The sequence below is a fragment of the Janthinobacterium darwini genome, from assembly GCF_051380905.1.
GTDB lineage: Bacteria > Pseudomonadota > Gammaproteobacteria > Burkholderiales > Burkholderiaceae_D > Janthinobacterium.
In genome coordinates this window covers 449,439-465,396 of the sequence record NZ_JBNYXX010000003.1, presented here as the reverse complement: position 1 = coordinate 465,396, position 15,958 = coordinate 449,439, and the positions used below count along the sequence as shown (strand labels likewise).

The 15,958-nt window shown below is 62.3% G+C and carries 15 protein-coding genes; 3 read left to right on the top strand and 12 right to left on the bottom strand.

What is annotated here, in order from left to right; all coding sequences use genetic code 11:
• Nucleotides 1-48: 48 nt before the first annotated feature.
• The 3 genes from ggt to ACQ4WZ_RS20565 form a co-directional block, all read right to left on the bottom strand.
• The gene (gene ggt, locus ACQ4WZ_RS20575; protein ID WP_133993728.1) at nt 49-1,824 is read right to left on the bottom strand and encodes a gamma-glutamyltransferase; all 1,776 of its coding nucleotides are present in this window, start codon (nt 1,822-1,824) and stop codon (nt 49-51) included.
• Nucleotides 1,825-2,022: 198 nt separating this feature from the next.
• The gene (locus tag ACQ4WZ_RS20570) at nt 2,023-2,781 is read right to left on the bottom strand and encodes a 3-hydroxyacyl-CoA dehydrogenase (protein ID WP_071078915.1); all 759 of its coding nucleotides are present in this window, start codon (nt 2,779-2,781) and stop codon (nt 2,023-2,025) included.
• Between the two features lie 157 nt (nt 2,782-2,938).
• A complete protein-coding gene (locus ACQ4WZ_RS20565) occupies nt 2,939-3,367 on the bottom strand; it encodes a hypothetical protein (protein ID WP_436574383.1) in 429 nt (142 codons plus the stop codon).
• 287 nt (nt 3,368-3,654) lie between these two features.
• Here ACQ4WZ_RS20565 and ACQ4WZ_RS20560 point away from each other — a divergent pair, with 287 nt between their 5' ends.
• Entirely contained in the window at nt 3,655-5,715 is a 2,061-nt protein-coding gene (locus ACQ4WZ_RS20560; protein WP_436574382.1) for a TonB-dependent receptor domain-containing protein, read from the top strand.
• A 17-nt stretch (nt 5,716-5,732) separates the two neighbouring features.
• Here the strand turns inward: ACQ4WZ_RS20560 and ACQ4WZ_RS20555 are convergent, their stop codons facing one another.
• The 9 genes from ACQ4WZ_RS20555 to ACQ4WZ_RS20515 form a co-directional block, all read right to left on the bottom strand.
• The gene (locus ACQ4WZ_RS20555) at nt 5,733-6,233 is read right to left on the bottom strand and encodes a glycine zipper family protein (protein WP_436574381.1); all 501 of its coding nucleotides are present in this window, start codon (nt 6,231-6,233) and stop codon (nt 5,733-5,735) included.
• Between the two features lie 16 nt (nt 6,234-6,249).
• The gene (locus ACQ4WZ_RS20550; protein ID WP_436574380.1) at nt 6,250-6,666 is read right to left on the bottom strand and encodes a hypothetical protein; all 417 of its coding nucleotides are present in this window, start codon (nt 6,664-6,666) and stop codon (nt 6,250-6,252) included.
• A gap of 191 nt (nt 6,667-6,857) precedes the next feature.
• A complete protein-coding gene (locus tag ACQ4WZ_RS20545; RefSeq protein WP_436574379.1) occupies nt 6,858-8,981 on the bottom strand; it encodes a sodium-translocating pyrophosphatase in 2,124 nt (707 codons plus the stop codon).
• A gap of 179 nt (nt 8,982-9,160) precedes the next feature.
• A complete protein-coding gene (gene adk / locus ACQ4WZ_RS20540; protein ID WP_101484297.1) occupies nt 9,161-9,817 on the bottom strand; it encodes an adenylate kinase in 657 nt (218 codons plus the stop codon).
• A 242-nt stretch (nt 9,818-10,059) separates the two neighbouring features.
• The gene (gene kdsB / locus ACQ4WZ_RS20535; protein ID WP_101484296.1) at nt 10,060-10,815 is read right to left on the bottom strand and encodes a 3-deoxy-manno-octulosonate cytidylyltransferase; all 756 of its coding nucleotides are present in this window, start codon (nt 10,813-10,815) and stop codon (nt 10,060-10,062) included.
• Between the two features lie 2 nt (nt 10,816-10,817).
• Nucleotides 10,818-10,994, bottom strand: coding sequence for a Trm112 family protein (locus ACQ4WZ_RS20530; RefSeq protein ID WP_101484295.1), 177 nt, complete (start codon nt 10,992-10,994; stop codon nt 10,818-10,820).
• On the bottom strand, nt 10,975-12,030 hold the full coding sequence (gene lpxK, locus ACQ4WZ_RS20525; RefSeq protein WP_436574378.1) for a tetraacyldisaccharide 4'-kinase: 1,056 nt from the start codon (nt 12,028-12,030) through the stop codon (nt 10,975-10,977). The genes ACQ4WZ_RS20530 and lpxK overlap by 20 nt, the downstream gene beginning before the upstream one ends.
• A gap of 133 nt (nt 12,031-12,163) precedes the next feature.
• A complete protein-coding gene (locus tag ACQ4WZ_RS20520) occupies nt 12,164-12,607 on the bottom strand; it encodes an ExbD/TolR family protein (RefSeq protein ID WP_131687065.1) in 444 nt (147 codons plus the stop codon).
• Complete coding sequence (locus ACQ4WZ_RS20515; protein ID WP_101484292.1) at nt 12,604-13,209, bottom strand: MotA/TolQ/ExbB proton channel family protein; 606 nt, start codon at nt 13,207-13,209, stop codon at nt 12,604-12,606. The genes ACQ4WZ_RS20520 and ACQ4WZ_RS20515 overlap by 4 nt, the downstream gene beginning before the upstream one ends.
• Nucleotides 13,210-14,049: 840 nt before the next feature.
• Between ACQ4WZ_RS20515 and ACQ4WZ_RS20510 the strand changes: the two genes are divergently transcribed.
• Together ACQ4WZ_RS20510 and xseA are read left to right on the top strand one after the other, a co-directional pair.
• Nucleotides 14,050-14,223 carry a hypothetical protein gene (locus ACQ4WZ_RS20510; RefSeq protein WP_436574377.1) on the top strand — a complete coding sequence of 58 codons (174 nt, stop codon included), beginning with the start codon at nt 14,050-14,052 and terminating at the stop codon, nt 14,221-14,223.
• A 315-nt stretch (nt 14,224-14,538) separates the two neighbouring features.
• Nucleotides 14,539-15,900: an exodeoxyribonuclease VII large subunit gene (gene xseA, locus ACQ4WZ_RS20505; RefSeq protein ID WP_133993738.1), complete on the top strand. Its 1,362-nt coding sequence runs from the start codon at nt 14,539-14,541 to the stop codon at nt 15,898-15,900.
• Nucleotides 15,901-15,958 lie beyond the last annotated feature (58 nt).

The window sequence follows — 15,958 nt, the reverse complement described above, 5'->3', positions numbered from 1 at the left end:
TGCCCCCGGCTTTTGCCTTTGGGCTCAACAACAATAACAATCAAAAAATCAATCTCCCCTGACCATGCCTTCACGGCGCGGATCAGCGCCGCCGAACCAGAAATCCTTGCCATGCGCATTCAGGCGCATGATGCCCTGCAGGCCGGAATTCTGTTCGATGACGCGCACCTCGTGGCCCATGGCTTGCAGCGCCTCGACCTGGGCAGCCGGCGCGCGGCCCTTTTCCAGTTCCGTCGGGCCATTGCGGCTGCCGAAGTTCGGCAGGCTGATCGCTTGCTGCACGTTCAAGCCCCAGTCCATGGTACCCACCAGCACCTTGGCGACATAATTGATGATGGACGAGCCACCGGGCGATCCCGTCGCCAGCACCAGCTTGTGCGTCCCCTTTTCAAACACGAGGGTGGGCGACATGGCGCTGCGCGGACGCTTGCCCGCTTCGACTCTGTTGGCGATAGGGCCATCCGCATCGCGCGAATCGAAGGAGAAATCCGTCAGCTGGTTATTCAGCAAAAAGCCGTCGACCATCTGGCGCGAACCAAAGGCGTCTTCCACGCTGGTGGTCATCGACAGGCCGCCGCCGAAGGCATCCACGGCCACCAGGTGCGACGTCGACGGGCGCTGCAAGGCATTGTCCATGCCCCACGCCACCTGCATGCCGGGCGGCGTGCCGGGCAAGGCGCGGCCCATGGATTTCTCGCCGATCAGCGACGCGCGCTGCGCCAAATAGGTTTTATCGAGCATGGAGCTAATGCCGTTGCCCGGCAGCGGCACGAAGTCCGTGTCGGCCACGTAGCGGTTACGGTCAGCGTAAGCCAGGCGCCCCGCTTCCGAGAAAAGGTGAATCGCTTGCGCATCGAGCACGCCATCGACGGGCGCATACGGGCGGATATCCTTCACTTCCAGCATGCCCAGCATCTGCGCGATGGCGATGCCGCCCGACGATGGCGGCGGCATGCCGCACACGGTCCATGCCTTGTAGTCGCTGCAGACGGGCTCGCGCACTTTGGCCTGATAGCCGGCGATGTCGGTCGCCGTCAGCTTGCCCGGATTGGTCGGATGCGACGCCACCTTGGCGGCGATGTCGCGCGCGATGCGGCCCTGGTAAAAGGCGTCGGCGCCACCACGGGCAATCTCGCGCAAGGTACGCGCCAGCTGCGGGTTTTTCAGCACGTGGCCGACGGACCAGGGCTTGCCGTCCTGGTCATAGAAATACGCGGCGGCGACAGGGTCGCGCTTCAGGGCCTGGTCCCAGCTCAATAGGCCGTGGAGGCGCTGGCTGACGGGAAAGCCGCCGTGCGCCAGCTTGATGGCGGGGCCGAACAGGGTCGCCCACGGCAGCTTGCCATGCTCCTTGTGCGCCAGTTCCAGCATGCGCAGTACGCCCGGCGCGCCCACGGAACGCCCGCCCACCACGCCCGTGGCGCGCGAAACGGGACTGCCGTCGGGATTCTGGAACAGGTGTTCATCGGCGGCGGCAGGCGCCGTTTCGCGTCCGTCGAAGGCCTGCACGCCCTTGGCGGTCGAGTACAGCAGGAAAGCGCCGCCGCCGATGCCCGACGACTGCGGTTCGACCAGGGTGAGCACCAGCTGCGTGGCGATGGCCGCGTCGATGGCGCTGCCGCCCTTTTTCAGCATCTGGTAGCCGGCATCGGCGGCCAGCGGATTGGCGGCGGCGACCATGAATTTCTGCGCCGCCCAGCCCGATTTTTCCGCATACGCAGTGGCGATTTCCGGCGCCTTTTGCGGCACCTCGGCAAATACGGGACTGGCAGCGAGCGCTCCCAGCAAGGTCAGGCTCAGCGCCAGCGGCTTCAATGTGATCATGGATTCTCCGATAAAAAAAGGGCGCACAGCCGAGCAAGGCTGTACGCTCCATACGGGGGTATCCTACATCAAATGCCCGTCAAGGCACTGCCTTCGTTAGAGTGCCTGGCGATGTTCAGGGCTAGGCGCGTGGCCGAAGATAGTACGAATAGTACGGCGAGGCCATGCAACAGCGCCCTGGGCATTGCCCAGGTGCGCTTACTTTGGCTGCATACGGATGGCGCCGTCGAGGCGGATAGTTTCGCCATTGAGCATGACGTTTTCCACGATGGCTTTCACCAGTTGCGCGTACTCGCCGGGCTTGCCCAGGCGCGATGGGAAGGGCACCATCTTGCCCAGCGCATCCTGCACCTCGGCCGGCATGCCCAGCAGCATCGGCGTCTCGAAAATGCCAGGCGCCACCGTCATCACGCGGATGCCGTTGCGCGACAGGTCGCGCGCCATCGGCAGGGTCAGGCCTACCACGGCCGCCTTCGAGGAAGCGTATGCAGCCTGGCCGATCTGGCCATCGTAGGCCGCCACGGAAGCCGTGTTGATGATGATGCCGCGCTCGCCTTCAGCGGTCGCATCCTGTTTGGCCATGGCATCGGCCGCCAGGCGGCACATATTGAAGGTGCCCACCAGGTTGATATTGACGACTTTCTGGAACAGGGCCAGCGGATGCGGGCCATCCTTGCCCACGGTTTTCACGGCCGGCGCCACGCCGGCGCAGTTGACCAGGCCGCGCAATGTGCCCAGCTTGCCTGCCGCTGCCACCACGGCCATGCCATCTTCTTCCGACGTCACGTCGCACTGCACGAACACGCCGTTCAGTTCAGCGGCCAGCGCCTGGCCCGCTTCCGTCTGCACGTCGGCCAGCACGACCTTGCCGCCAGCGGCCGTCAGCATGCGCGCCGTGGCCGCGCCCAAACCCGATGCGCCGCCCGTGATGATGAATACATTGTCCTGAATCTGCATGAAATCTCCTGAGTGATAAGGGCCGTGTTCCCGGCGCCCGATGGTTGCATGGTGCATGATGCCATCATTACGTTTACGTAAACGTAATGTCGGCGACAATTGTAGCCACTTTTTGCGCGCGCTCAGCGAAAACTTGCAGCGGCAACGAATGGCAGGGCTAAAAACACTGTATGAAAGCACCATTGCGGTGGCAGATACGGCCATTGGCATCGAGCGTGGCATTGCCCGCGCCGTTGTAGCGCGCGCCGGCCGCGTCGCGGCAACCGCCTGTGTCGCAGGCACCGATGGGCTGCGGCGCGCCGGGCATGGGCACGGCCGGGCTGGGCGGCAAGGGCGGCATGGGCACGACGGGCGACGCTGTGCGCTGCACGGGCATGCGGCCGATTACTTGCGCCACAGAACGTCGCGGCTGCACGGGCGGCGCAGGACGACAAGGTTCCACCGCCAGCTTGCTGCTGTCGCGCGGGTCGAGCTGGCACATTGGCAAGGACTCGGGCAAGAACTCGGACGCCGCCTTCTCCTGTGCCCAGGCATGGCCGCCGGCGAGCAGCATGGTACAGGCCAGTGCCGATATCGTTTTTGTCATCGCCTTCATGCCGCCTCCCCCAGTAACCATCGCACTACTTTCATTATTGGCACACGCCGCGCCAGATGCCAGTCAAGATAACACTCTCACGTTTGCACCTGCCATGCGCACGCTGCAACGGTGTTTTATTTCCTTTCAGCACTTTCCTTCTTGCCAGGATGGCATTACAATAAGAACGATTCTTATTCTCATTAACTGAATTCGAGCGCATTTTATTATTTTTTATTCATTTATACCCGAGCCACCCGGAAGGCAGCCAGGAAATAACAACATCCGGAAAGTTCACCATGACCAAGCGTAGTCCCGTCTTCGCAAGACCCGTTTCCGCTCCCGCCCGCTCCATGCATTCCGCCGCCCTGCTCCTGCCCTGCCTGCTCTCGCTGGCCGTCAGCAACGCCTGGGCCGAAGGCAATGTGGCCGCCGATCCCACCATGAACACGGTGGTCGTCACCGCGTCGGGCACGGCCATCGACATCAAGGATGCGCCGGCCAGCATCAGCGTCATCACGCGCGAGGAAATCGAGCGCCAGCCCGTCTACGACCTCAACACCCTGCTGCGCCGCATCCCCGGCGTGACGGGCGGCACCAGCCCCGAAGGCGAGGCGTCGAAGATCAAGCTGCGCGGCTTGCCCGACAAATACACCTTGATCCTGGTCGACGGCAAGCGCATGGGCAGCTCGGCCGACACGGCCTACCGTCCCGACCTGGGCCGCCAGGACTTGAACTGGATCTCGCCCGACATGATCGAGCGCATCGAAGTGGTACGCGGCCCGATGTCCTCGCTGTACGGCTCGGACGCCATGGGCGGCGTGATCAACATCATCACGCGCAAGGTGCCGGGCAAGTGGAACGGTTCGGCCACGGCCAACTACACGCAGCCCCAGGACAGCGACCGCGGCACGGCGCACCAGCTGGGCGTGAACCTAGCAGGCCCCCTGTCGGACACGGTCGGCATGCGCCTGGGCGTAAGCCAGTCGCGTCAGAATCCCGATGAAAAATTCTTCGACAAAGCTGGCGCCATGGGCGGCGAACGCAACCAGACTGTCTCGGGCCAGCTGACCTGGGCGCTGGGCAAGAAACAGAACCTGTCGCTGGATGCCAGCTATGGCAGGCAGGAAGCCAGAGATTCGAGCGCGCATGATGAGAATGGCGATCCGCTGGTCTACAGCTGGGGCGCCAACAAATTGATACGCAAGAGCGTCAGCGTCGGCTACGAAGGCCGCTGGGACTTCGGCAAGACGACGGTCAACCTGTATCACAACGACTTCGATAACGAAGTCGTCGGCTCGGTAGCGAAATCCAAAGATAGCACGCTCGATGCCAGCCTGGAAAAACGGCTCGGTTGGGGCGGCATCGAGCAAATGCTGGTGATGGGCGGACAGTGGAAGCACCAGGAGCTGACGAACACGGACACCATAGGCACCGTGCCCACCGATTACCTGGGCAACACTGTGAGCGGCGCGACCCTATCGGGTACCACCTCGGCCCTGTTTGCGGAAGATCAGCTGTTCCTGCGCGACAACCTGACGGTCACAGCCGGCCTGCGCCTCGACCACCACAGCAAGTTCGGCAACCACTACAGCCCGCGCCTGTACCTGGTATACCACCCTGCCCCCGCTTGGACCATCAAGGGCGGCGTCTCGCAAGGCTTCCGCGCCCCAAGCCTGAAGGAAAACTCGCCGGCAGCAGCAACCAACTCTGGCGGACGCGGTTGCGGCAGCCTCAAACCGCTGGGCTACATCAGAGGCTCCTGCTACATGGCTGGCAATGCAGACTTGAAGCCGGAAACGAGCACGGCCGGCGAGATCGGCGTGGCGTGGGAACAGAATGGCTGGGACGTGGGCCTGACCTACTTCCACACGGATTTCAAGAACAAGATCGACTATGCGCCGCTGGGCTTTTACCAGCAGCGCTGGTGGACCAAGATGACGAATATCCAGAAGGCGCGCACCAGCGGCCTGGAAGCGACGGCCACCATCCCTCTGACGAAAAATCTGAACTGGCGCAACAACGTGACCTACATGGCGGAAGCGAAAAACCTGACCACGGGCGCCAACCTGCTGTCCACGCCGAAGCTGTCGTGGTACTCGGCGCTGGGCTGGCAAGTCAACGACCAGCTGTTCGGCGAAGTGTCGGCCCAGTACACGGGTAAGGAACTCGATGCCGGCAAGCTGGCCGACAAGGCCTACACCATCGTCGACACGGTCGTGTCGTACCAGGTCACGCCCCAGTGGACCGTGCGCGGCGGCGTGCAAAACCTGTTCAAGAAGGGACCGATGGCCGATGGACTGGTCGACTACTACGTGCCCGGACGCCGTATGTTCCTTGGCCTGACCTCGCGTTTTTAAGGCCTGGTTTTTAAGGCCTAGTAACGGGGCGGCGGCGTATCGGGCGGCGGCGTTGCGGCATTTGCCGGCACGCCGCTCAGCATCTGCCCGGCGACAGGTACCTTGTGGCCACTCGCATACATGCATTGCTGATACGCATTATCGTAGCGGCGCTGCATGCCATACGAGGAACTGTCGGCAGCGCCCGTGCCCGCCAGCGCGCCGAACAGCAGACCCGTTCCCGCTCCCACGCCGGCGCCATGGCCGCCATCGATGGCGGCACCGGCCACCGCACCCAGCACCGTGCCCAGCGCCGCGCTGCGCACGCCGCTGTCGACACTGGCCTGCTGCGCCGAACTACCGCCCAACTGGCCTTGCGCATAACCGCGGCATTGCAAGTCGTCGCCGCGGAACTGTTCGAAACTCTTGCCAGTACCGGGCAAGACCATGGCTGACGGCCCCTGCGGCAGCACCGTGCAGGCGGTCAGCAAGAAGGGCGCCAGCATGGCCGCTACCCTCCACCACACGTTCTTGTTCATGTCGGCCTCCCGCGTCTCAGCGTCCGTCCACGGGCGTCACTGCGCGCCATGGCGTCAGGCAATTTTTCACATACGGAAAATAGCCCTGCGGCCGCGCGCAGTAATACCACATCTGCGCCGTCGGTACGCCGCCCTGCTCGATATACACGGGCGGCGGCTGCACGATGAGCGTGCGGCCATACGGATAACGGTAGGGATAGCCATACCACGGGTCGCCATACCAGCCCGGCCCATAGCCGTAACCCCACGTCGATCCCACCCAGACGCCCACGTGCGAACGGCCATGGAAATGGCCGTGGCTGCCGTGGAACCCTCCATGGCCGGCATGTCCACCATGCCCGCCGGGAGCGGCCCAGGCGCCGCCCGCCACCGCCAGTCCCATTACCGCTGCCAGCGCCAGCGACGCCCAGCGGCCTGTGTTATTGCTATCCATGACATCCTCCTGCCATCCATGCCAGACTGTAAAGCTCACTCCATTATTGGCAGAGGGCGGGCACAAGCAAAGGCGCCGTAACAATTGCTCACCTTTGATACGCGAGGATATGGACGGCAGGAAAGTTTCACCGGTACAAAACGCAAACAGCCCCGCGGCGCGGGCCACGGGGCTGCAAGGATGGCGCCCTCTTATTGCGCGGGCAAGCTTTGCACGGGTGTCGCCGGTGCCAGGATGGGCGGCACGGGTGCGTGGATGGGCGCCGGCGCCTTGACGGCCAGCCAGCCCGTGGCTGGCAACAGCGGCACCAGCAGCAGGGCCACGATATTGATGATCTTGATCAAGGGGTTCACGGCAGGTCCCGCCGTGTCCTTGTACGGGTCGCCCACCGTATCGCCCGTGACGGCCGCCTTGTGCGCGTCCGAACCCTTGCCGCCGAAATGGCCATCCTCGATGTATTTCTTCGCATTGTCCCAGGCGCCGCCGCCCGTGGTCATGGAAATGGCCACGAACAGGCCCGTCACGATGGTGCCCATCAAGAGGCCACCGAGCGCCGCTGGCCCCAGCAGCATGCCCACGACGATGGGCACCACCACGGGCAGCAGGGATGGCACGATCATTTCACGGATGGCCGACGCCGTCAGCATGTCGACCGCCTTGTCGTATTCCGGCTTGGCCGTGCCCTCCATGATGCCCTTGATGTCGCGGAACTGGCGCCGCACCTCGACCACCACGGCGCCCGCCGCGCGGCCCACGGCTTCCATCGCCATGGCGCCGAACAGGTAGGGAATCAGGCCGCCGATGAACAGGCCGACGATGACCATGGGGTTCGACAGATCGAACGTAATGTGCTGCCCCACCGATTCGAGCGCATGCGTGTAGTCGGCAAACAGCACCAGCGCGGCCAGTCCGGCCGAGCCGATGGCATAGCCCTTGGTGACGGCCTTGGTGGTATTGCCCACGGCATCGAGCGGATCGGTGATGGCGCGCACGGAATCGGGCAAGCCCGACATTTCCGCGATGCCGCCCGCGTTATCGGTGATGGGGCCATACGCGTCGAGCGCGACGATGATGCCCGCCATCGACAACATGGAAGTGGCCGCAATGGCGATGCCGTACAAGCCGGCCAGCTGGTACGAGACGAGGATGGCGACGCAGACGGCCAGCACCGGATAGGCGGTGGACTTCATCGACACGCCCAGGCCGGCGATGATATTCGTGCCGTGGCCCGTCGTCGACGCTTCGGCGATGTGGCGCACGGGCTTGAAATCCGTGCCCGTGTAGTACTCGGTGATGTACACCATCAGGCCCGTGAGCACGATGCCGACGACGGTGGCGCCCATCATCTTGTAGCGCATGGCGTCGTCCGGCCACAGCAGCCACGTCACCACGGCAAAGCCGACCAAGGAGAGGCCAGCCGCCCACCACAGGCCCGTGTACAGGGCTGACATGATCTTCGCGCCCGGCCTGGTCTTCACCATCGAGCAGCCGACGATGGAAGCGAGGATGGAAACGGCGCCCAGCAGCAGCGGGTAGATGATGGCCGTGCTGCTGGCCTCGGCCATCAGCAGTGCGCCCAGCAGCATGGTGGCTATCAGGGTCACGACATAGGTTTCGAACAGGTCGGCCGCCATGCCGGCGCAATCGCCCACGTTGTCGCCCACGTTGTCGGCGATGACGGCAGGGTTGCGCGGGTCGTCCTCGGGGATGCCCGCCTCAACCTTGCCCACCAGGTCCGCGCCCACGTCGGCGCCCTTGGTGAAGATGCCGCCGCCCAGCCGCGCGAAGATGGAAATGAGCGAGGCGCCGAAGGCCAGGCCGATCAAAGGCTTGATCAAGTCGTGCTGGGTCAGGCCGGGGGCGCCCGTCGTCACCAGCAGCCAGTAAAACAGGGTCACGCCCAGCAAGCCCAGGCCAACGACCAGCATGCCGGTAATCGCCCCGCCCTTGAACGCCACGTTCAGCGCCTGGTTGATGCCCAGCGTGGCCGCCTGCGCCGTGCGCACATTGGCCCGCACCGAGACATTCATGCCGATGAAGCCGCAGGCGCCCGACAACACGGCGCCGATCAAAAAGCCCAGCGCCGTATGCAGGCCAAGCAGCGCATAGATGGCGATCAGCAGCACCACGCCGACGATGGCGATGGTGCGGTACTGGCGCGCCAGGTAGGCGGCAGCGCCCTGCTGGATGGCCAGGGCGATTTCCTGCATGCGCGCGTTGCCGGGATCCTGCCTCAGGATCCAGCTACGCGACACCAAACCGTAAATGACTGCGACCACGCCGCAGGCTACTGCAAACCACAAACTGGCTGCCATATCGTCCCCTTCTGTTTTTATCCGACGCCATTGCCAACAGCTGCAGACCGCACCGGGTAGGCACGCGCAGCCAGGAAAACACGACCTGCAAAAAACTTGAACTACGAAAACGACACGGCACCGCTGGCGAAAAGCGGGCACAAAAAAAGCGGACACTCAGGTCCGCTTTTAAAAACTGCTTAATCCGCCAGGGCGGCAAATGCGCTGTCGCGGATTTGCTCGACCGGACCGACGCCGGCAATGCGGCGGTATTTCGGCGCGCCTGGCAGACCGGACTTGGCCCAGTCATTGTAATAACCGAGCAAGACCTTGGTCTGGTTGTGGTACACGTCCAGGCGCTTCTTGACCGTTTCCGCCTTGTCGTCGTCGCGCTGGATCAGCGGTTCGCCCGTGATGTCGTCAATGCCGTCGACCTTGGGCGGATTGAATTTGACGTGGTAGACGCGGCCCGAACCCGGGTGGCTGCGACGGCCGTCCATGCGCTCGATGATCGATGCGTCAGGCACGTCGATTTCCAGCACGTAGTCGACATTGATGCCGGCATCTTTCATGGCGTCCGCTTGCGCGATGGTGCGCGGGAAGCCGTCGAACAGGTAGCCATTGGCGCAATCGGCTTCTTGCAGGCGGTTCTTGACCAGGCCGATCATGATGTCGTCCGACACGAGGCCGCCCGCATCCATGACTTTTTTCGCTGCCAGGCCCAGTTCCGTGCCTTCCTTGATCGCCGCGCGCAGCATGTCGCCCGTGGAGATTTGTGGAATGCTGTATTTTTCTTTGATGAAGTTAGCTTGGGTGCCCTTGCCGGCACCGGGTGCTCCTAAAAGTATCAGACGCATTGAAAAGTTCCTAAAAAACAGATTTTGGATGGTGGTATGTGTAATTATTTTTAGATGATGTTGCTATGGCTATCTTTCCCTACGAAACTTACCACAAAAAATCCCCGAAGCGCCAGTTTGCTATCGAATTGCTATGCCCTGATTGATCAAAGCCAGCAATTAGCGCGGCGCACGTTACAAAATGTGGTTTTTACTGCAGGCGCACAATTATATTTGCACGCCTGCCGTTTTGCGGGTAGGGCTTACAGGGCGTGATAATGCGCCTGCACGCGTTCGAGATCTTCCGGCGTGTCGACACCGGCGGCCGGGGCCGAGTCCGTGACGTGCACGGCGATGGCAACACCGTGCCATAACACGCGCAACTGCTCCAGCGCCTCGATCGCTTCCAGCGGCGATGGGGACAATTGCGGATATTCTTGCAAGAACGCATTGCTGTACGCATACAGGCCGATATGGCGCAGCGGCACGTAGCCATGCGGCAAGCAGTCTTTCGACTGCGCGAAGCCATCGCGGTGCCACGGAATCGTCGCACGCGAGAAATACAAGGCACGGCCGTTCTTGTCCAGCACCACTTTGACGACATTCGGGTTGAAAGCGTCAGCGATGTCGTGCAGCGGATGGGCGCAGGTGGCCATGGGGACGGCGGCGCTGATCTGCGCCGCACAGGCGGCAAGCAGGGACGGATCGATCAGGGGTTCGTCGCCCTGCAGGTTGACGACGACGGCGTCGAGCGGCAAATCGAGCGTGCGCGCCACTTCGGCGATGCGGTCCGTGCCCGACGGATGGTCGGCGCGCGTCATGCAAACTTCCACGCCATGCGCGGCGCAGGCGGCACGGATGCTGTCATGGTCGGTGGCGACGATGACGCGCGCGGCGCCCGACAGGGCTGCCTGCTCGGCTACGCGCACCACCATCGGCTTGCCGCCCAGGTCTGCCAGCGGCTTGCCCGGCAGGCGCGTCGAGGCCAGGCGCGCCGGGATGATGACGATGAACGCCATCGTTATTCCACTGCGTCTTGCAGGGTGCGCGCTTCGTCCGCCCACATGATGGGGATGCCATCGCGGATAGGATAGGCGAGGCGGTCGGCGCGGCAAATCAATTCCTGCGCCTTCTTGTCGAGTTCAAGCGGACCCTTGCAAACAGGGCAGACCAGGATATCAAGCAGTCGAGCGTCCACGACATTTCTCCACAATTTGTTGGGCCAGCGCGCTATCGATGCGCGCACTGACGGGGACGACCCACAGTCTCGGGTCATCTTTGAGATGTTCAATTTGCGCACATTTTACTGCATCCTTCTCGGTGATCAAGATCACATCCGTGTCGAGTGCCGCAAATGGCTGGTCGAGGAAGTCGTGATGGTCGGGCAAGGGCAGTTCCATGAAGTCCAATCCGGCCCCGCGCAGCATGGCAAAGAAACGCCGGGGATTGCCGATACCGGCCGCCGCCACGATGCGCTGGCCGCTGGCTGCCAGGGTTTCAAGCGGCATGCTTTCGCCGCGGTTCACCATGCGTTCGGCCACGCCACCGGCCAGCAGCATCTGCACCACCAGCCCGCCCTGTGGCGCGATCCTGGCCACCAGTGCCGGCCCCAGTTCGGGCGCATTGATCACCGTCACGTCGCGCCGGCGGCGCAGCGATTCGCGCAGCGGGCCGGCCGGCAGCAGCCAGCCATTGCCGGCGCCACGGCCGTCGAACAGCATAATTTCCACGTCGCGCCGCAAAGCGTAATGCTGCAAGCCGTCGTCCGTCACCAGCACGTCGACGTCCGGGTGCGCAGCCAGCAGTGCCCTTCCCGCTTGCGCGCGGTCGCGCCCCACCATCACGGGACAGCCGCCGCGCTGGAAGATCAGCAGCGGCTCGTCGCCCACCTGCTGCGGCGTGGAAGCCGTGGTGACGGCGCGCGGCAGCCGGTCGGCGCTGCCATGGCCGCGCGAAATGACGCCCGGGCGCATGCCCGCCTCGCGCAAGGCTTGCACCAGCCAGATCGTCAGCGGGGTCTTGCCAGTGCCACCAATAAAGATATTGCCAACCACGACGACGGGCACGGGCAGGCGCGCGGATTTCAGGATGTTTGCCCGGTACAGGCCGCGCCGCACGGCGCTCAGGGCGCCGAACAGCAAGGACACGGGCCACAGCGCGTACGCCAGCGGGCCACGCGTCAGCCAGGCGCGGGTCAATGTGGTTTCAAGCTTGGCGGGGGAGGATGTGGGCATGAAGGAAGACGTAAAAATAGTGTAGGTCGGATTAGCTGCGCCGTCAGGCGCAGCGTAATCCGACATGCTAGGCGGCGGCTTTGTCGGCTTACGCCGTGCCGGCTAAGCCGACCTACAGGCCGATGCCGCCTGCTTATTTGCTGCCGCCAGCCTGCGCCGCAAACGTCAGCTTTTCATAACCGGCCAGGCGCGCCGCTTCCATCACGTGGATGACCATCTGGTGCATGGCAAACTGGTCGGCGTTGACCACCACCACGGGCGTCTGCGCGGGCGCCTTGCCGCCGTTGGCGGCCTTCGCCGCGTTTTGCAGGGCATCGGCCAGACCGGCCACGTCGCGGAAGGAGACCGGTTCGCGGTTGACCGTGTAGTTGCCCTTGGCATCGATGGTGACGTCGATCTGCTGCGGCTTGTCCTTGGCTTGCTCGGCATCGGCCGTCGGCAAGGTGATCTGCAACTCCGTAAATTTGCTGTAGGTGGTGCTGACCATGAGGAAGATCAGGATCACCAGCAGCACGTCGATGAACGGGATCAGATTGATTTCGGGGTCTTCGCGCCCCTTGCCTTTGCGGAAGTTCATTGGCGGCCACTATGGACGATGTCGACGAACTTGACCGCTTGCTGCTCCATATCAATGACGAAACTGTCGACGAGGGCGCGGAAGTGGCGGTAGAAGATCAGGGCTGGCATGGCGATGGCCAAGCCGAAGCCTGTGTTATACAAGGCCACCGAGATGCCGTGGGCCAATTGTGCGGGATTCGAACCGCTGGCGTTTTGCGAACCGAAGATTTCGATCATGCCCACCACCGTACCAAACAGGCCCATCAGTGGAGCCAGGGTGGCGATGGTGCCCAGGGTCGTCAGGTAGCGTTCCAGCACGTGGGCCACGCCGCTACCGGCTTCTTCGATCGATTCCTTCATCACATCGCGCGGCGCATCGACGTTGCGCAGGGCGGCGGCCAGCACCACGCCCAGCGGCGAATTGTCTTCCAGCTTGGTCACCGTGTCCGGCGTGATCTTGCCGCTGCGATACACCTGCACCACTTCATCGAACAGCTTGCGGGGCAGGATCTTGCCACGTCGCAAGTACAGCAGGCGCTCGATGATCAGGGCCAGGGCGACGATGGAAGCGATCAACAACAGCCAGATGGGCCAGCCGGCGGCTTGAAATATAGCGAGCAAAAGAAACTCCTGGTAAAGGGAAGGCGATGGAGCGCCCGGACAGCCTGTATTGTACCGAGCGCCGGAGTCCGATTGTATGTCGGCGCAGGAATGGCGCAATGTAGCGCGTTGCCGCGCCGGCGGCAAGTGGCGCCTGCATGCGTACCTGTCCACACCGCACGGCGGGCCGGCACCACCGGCACACAGTTCTGCACACTTTGTGTGGATAAGATTGTGAGCAAGCATGAAGTCCAACACGCAAGTCATTGATTTACATGAAGATTATGCTACTGCGTAAAATACAGGCATAGCAGCTTATCGACAGTAGTCAATGTCAATAAATTAATACTTGAAGAGTTCTGCACATTTACTGTGGACAAGATTGTGCGCAAAGCCGAGGAATTGAATTAAGTCATTGATTTCAAAGGAAATTAAATCAATGCGCAAAAAAGTGGCAGCCAGCCCGACACAAGCACCAACTACACGGTCAAAGTTCTGCACACAATCTGTGGACAAGATTGTGCGCAAGCGCAAGAATAGGCGCCAAGTACATTGATTTATATCGTTTTTATTGCCCTGCATAAAAATGTAGCAAGATGTAAAAAGCAGGGGTTTTCATGCAAAAAAAAGTCGTCGAACGGCACTTTTCCACCGCCAGCGTAGTTCCGCACATAAAGTGTGGATAAGATTGTGAGCAAGCGGATCAACTCCTCACAAGAGCATTGATTTTAAAGGAGTTTTTCTTGATGCTTAAAAATTGCGCAGCACGAAGGGGTGGCCGCGCGGTGAAAAACCTGGATAAAAGGCGAAATGATTTATGCAGTTTTGCACACATTCTGTGGATAAGATTGTGAGCAAGGCATGCAACTTTATTCTATGTTATTGATTTATATGTATATTTTTATGCTGCGCAAAATTCAGGCAAGCCATGCCATGGGCGCTCCAGTGGATAAATCAGGCGCTGCGCGAGAGTTCTGCACATTTTTTGTGGATAAGATTGTGCGCAAGGCCATGCATGGCATACTAAGCTATTGATTCATATGGACTTTATTTCCGTGCGCAAAAATGTAGCAAGGCAACTTATCGGCAATTGGCGGGCCTGTCCTGCAACATTTGTCCAAGGCAAAAAGTTCCGCACACTTTCTGTGGATAACTTTGTGCGTAAGTGGCAGGGGGTACACTGATGTGCTTGATATTAAAGGTTTTTTTTCCTGTGCACGCAAATCAGGCATATAGGAATTCTGCATGAAATCAATTACTTAGAAATAGAACTTGTTGTTTTGCGCGATATATGACATAAGCATGACCTCGCCGATAATATGTGGACAGCTCCCTTCCCTCTCCCGCTTCATGATGACCGACACCCCCACTGACAGCGGCTTTGCCGCCCCACCCGTGCTGACCGTCAGCGCCCTGAACCAGGCCGTCGCGCGCCTGCTGGAACGCAGCTTCCCCTTGACCTGGATCGCCGGCGAGATTTCCAACTTCACGCGCGCCGCCTCCGGCCACTGGTACTTCACCTTGAAAGACGATGGCGCCCAGGTGCGCGCCGTGATGTTCCGCGGTCGCGCGCAATACGCGGGATTCACGCCGCGCGAAGGCGACAAGGTCGAAGTGCGCGCCCTCGTCACCCTGTATGGTGCGCGCGGCGATTACCAGATCAACGTGGAAGCCATCCGCCGCGCCGGCGTGGGCGCCCTGTATGAAGCGTTCCAGCGACTGAAGGAAAAGCTTGCTGCGCAGGGCCTGTTCGACCAGGAGCGCAAGCGCGCCATTCCCATGTTCGCGCGCAGCATCGGCATCGTCACCAGTGCGCAGGCGGCAGCCCTGCGCGACGTCTTGATCGCCCTCAAGCGCCGCGCACCGCACATCAACATCATTCTTTACCCCACGCCCGTGCAGGGACAGCAGGCACCGGAAAAAATCGCGCACGCCATCCGCACCGCGTCGCTGCGGGCCGAGTGCGACGTACTGCTGGTGTGCCGTGGTGGCGGCAGCATTGAGGATTTATGGTCGTTCAACGATGAAGCCGTGGCATACGCGATCGCCGATTGCTCCATGCCCGTGATCAGCGGCGTGGGACACGAGACCGATTTCACCATCGCCGACTTCGCGGCCGACCTGCGCGCCGCCACGCCGACGGCGGCAGCCGAACTGGCGGCCACGCCGCGCGCCGACTGGATGGCCTCCTTGCGTGCCGATGCGGCCGACCTGCGCCGCGCCATGCGCCGTAGCCTCGACGATGCCGCGCAGACCCTGGACCGCCATAGCCGCCGCCTGCTCAACCCGAAGGCGCAGTTGCAGCAGCAGCGCTTGCAGCTACTGGCCCTGTCGACAGCCATGACGCATGCGGCGCGCGCGCCCGTGAACCAGTCGCGGTATGCGCTTGAGCGCCTGCGTTCGCGCTGGGCGGCCTTGCGCCCCGACGTCACGGCACCGCGCGCGCGCCTGCTGGAAGCACAGCGCCGCGGCAGCGCGGCCATGGCGCAGCTGGTGACGCAGCGGCGCCACCGCCTCGACGGCCTGTCGGCTCAGCTGGAACTATTGAATCCCCAGCGCACTTTGGCACGCGGCTACGCCATCCTGCGCGACGAAAAGGGCGCCATCGTGCGCTCGCCGGCACAGCTGCAGGCGCGCCAGAATGTCAATGTGCGCCTGGCCGAAGGCAGCGCGCAGATCGGCATCGCCAGCGTGCAGGCCACCTTGGAATAAGCGTTAGAGTAAAAAAGGCCGGGGAAACTCCCCGGCCCAACACCTGCCCTACTGAGTG

Excerpts from the sequence above, each read along its gene's own strand:
- ACQ4WZ_RS20555 (WP_436574381.1), bottom strand. The coding sequence starts at position 6,233 with ATGAACAAGAACGTGTGGTGGAGGGTAGCGGCCATGCTGGCGCCCTTC.
- kdsB (WP_101484296.1), bottom strand. The coding sequence starts at position 10,815 with ATGGCGTTCATCGTCATCATCCCGGCGCGCCTGGCCTCGACGCGCCTG.
- xseA (WP_133993738.1), top strand. The coding sequence starts at position 14,539 with ATGATGACCGACACCCCCACTGACAGCGGCTTTGCCGCCCCACCCGTG.
- ACQ4WZ_RS20570 (WP_071078915.1), bottom strand. The coding sequence starts at position 2,781 with ATGCAGATTCAGGACAATGTATTCATCATCACGGGCGGCGCATCGGGT.
- ACQ4WZ_RS20545 (WP_436574379.1), bottom strand. The coding sequence starts at position 8,981 with ATGGCAGCCAGTTTGTGGTTTGCAGTAGCCTGCGGCGTGGTCGCAGTC.
- ACQ4WZ_RS20520 (WP_131687065.1), bottom strand. The coding sequence starts at position 12,607 with ATGAACTTCCGCAAAGGCAAGGGGCGCGAAGACCCCGAAATCAATCTG.
- lpxK (WP_436574378.1), bottom strand. The coding sequence starts at position 12,030 with ATGCCCACATCCTCCCCCGCCAAGCTTGAAACCACATTGACCCGCGCC.
- ACQ4WZ_RS20550 (WP_436574380.1), bottom strand. The coding sequence starts at position 6,666 with ATGGATAGCAATAACACAGGCCGCTGGGCGTCGCTGGCGCTGGCAGCG.
- ACQ4WZ_RS20565 (WP_436574383.1), bottom strand. The coding sequence starts at position 3,367 with ATGACAAAAACGATATCGGCACTGGCCTGTACCATGCTGCTCGCCGGC.
- ggt (WP_133993728.1), bottom strand. The coding sequence starts at position 1,824 with ATGATCACATTGAAGCCGCTGGCGCTGAGCCTGACCTTGCTGGGAGCG.
- ACQ4WZ_RS20560 (WP_436574382.1), top strand. The coding sequence starts at position 3,655 with ATGACCAAGCGTAGTCCCGTCTTCGCAAGACCCGTTTCCGCTCCCGCC.
- adk (WP_101484297.1), bottom strand. The coding sequence starts at position 9,817 with ATGCGTCTGATACTTTTAGGAGCACCCGGTGCCGGCAAGGGCACCCAA.
- ACQ4WZ_RS20510 (WP_436574377.1), top strand. The coding sequence starts at position 14,050 with ATGCAACTTTATTCTATGTTATTGATTTATATGTATATTTTTATGCTG.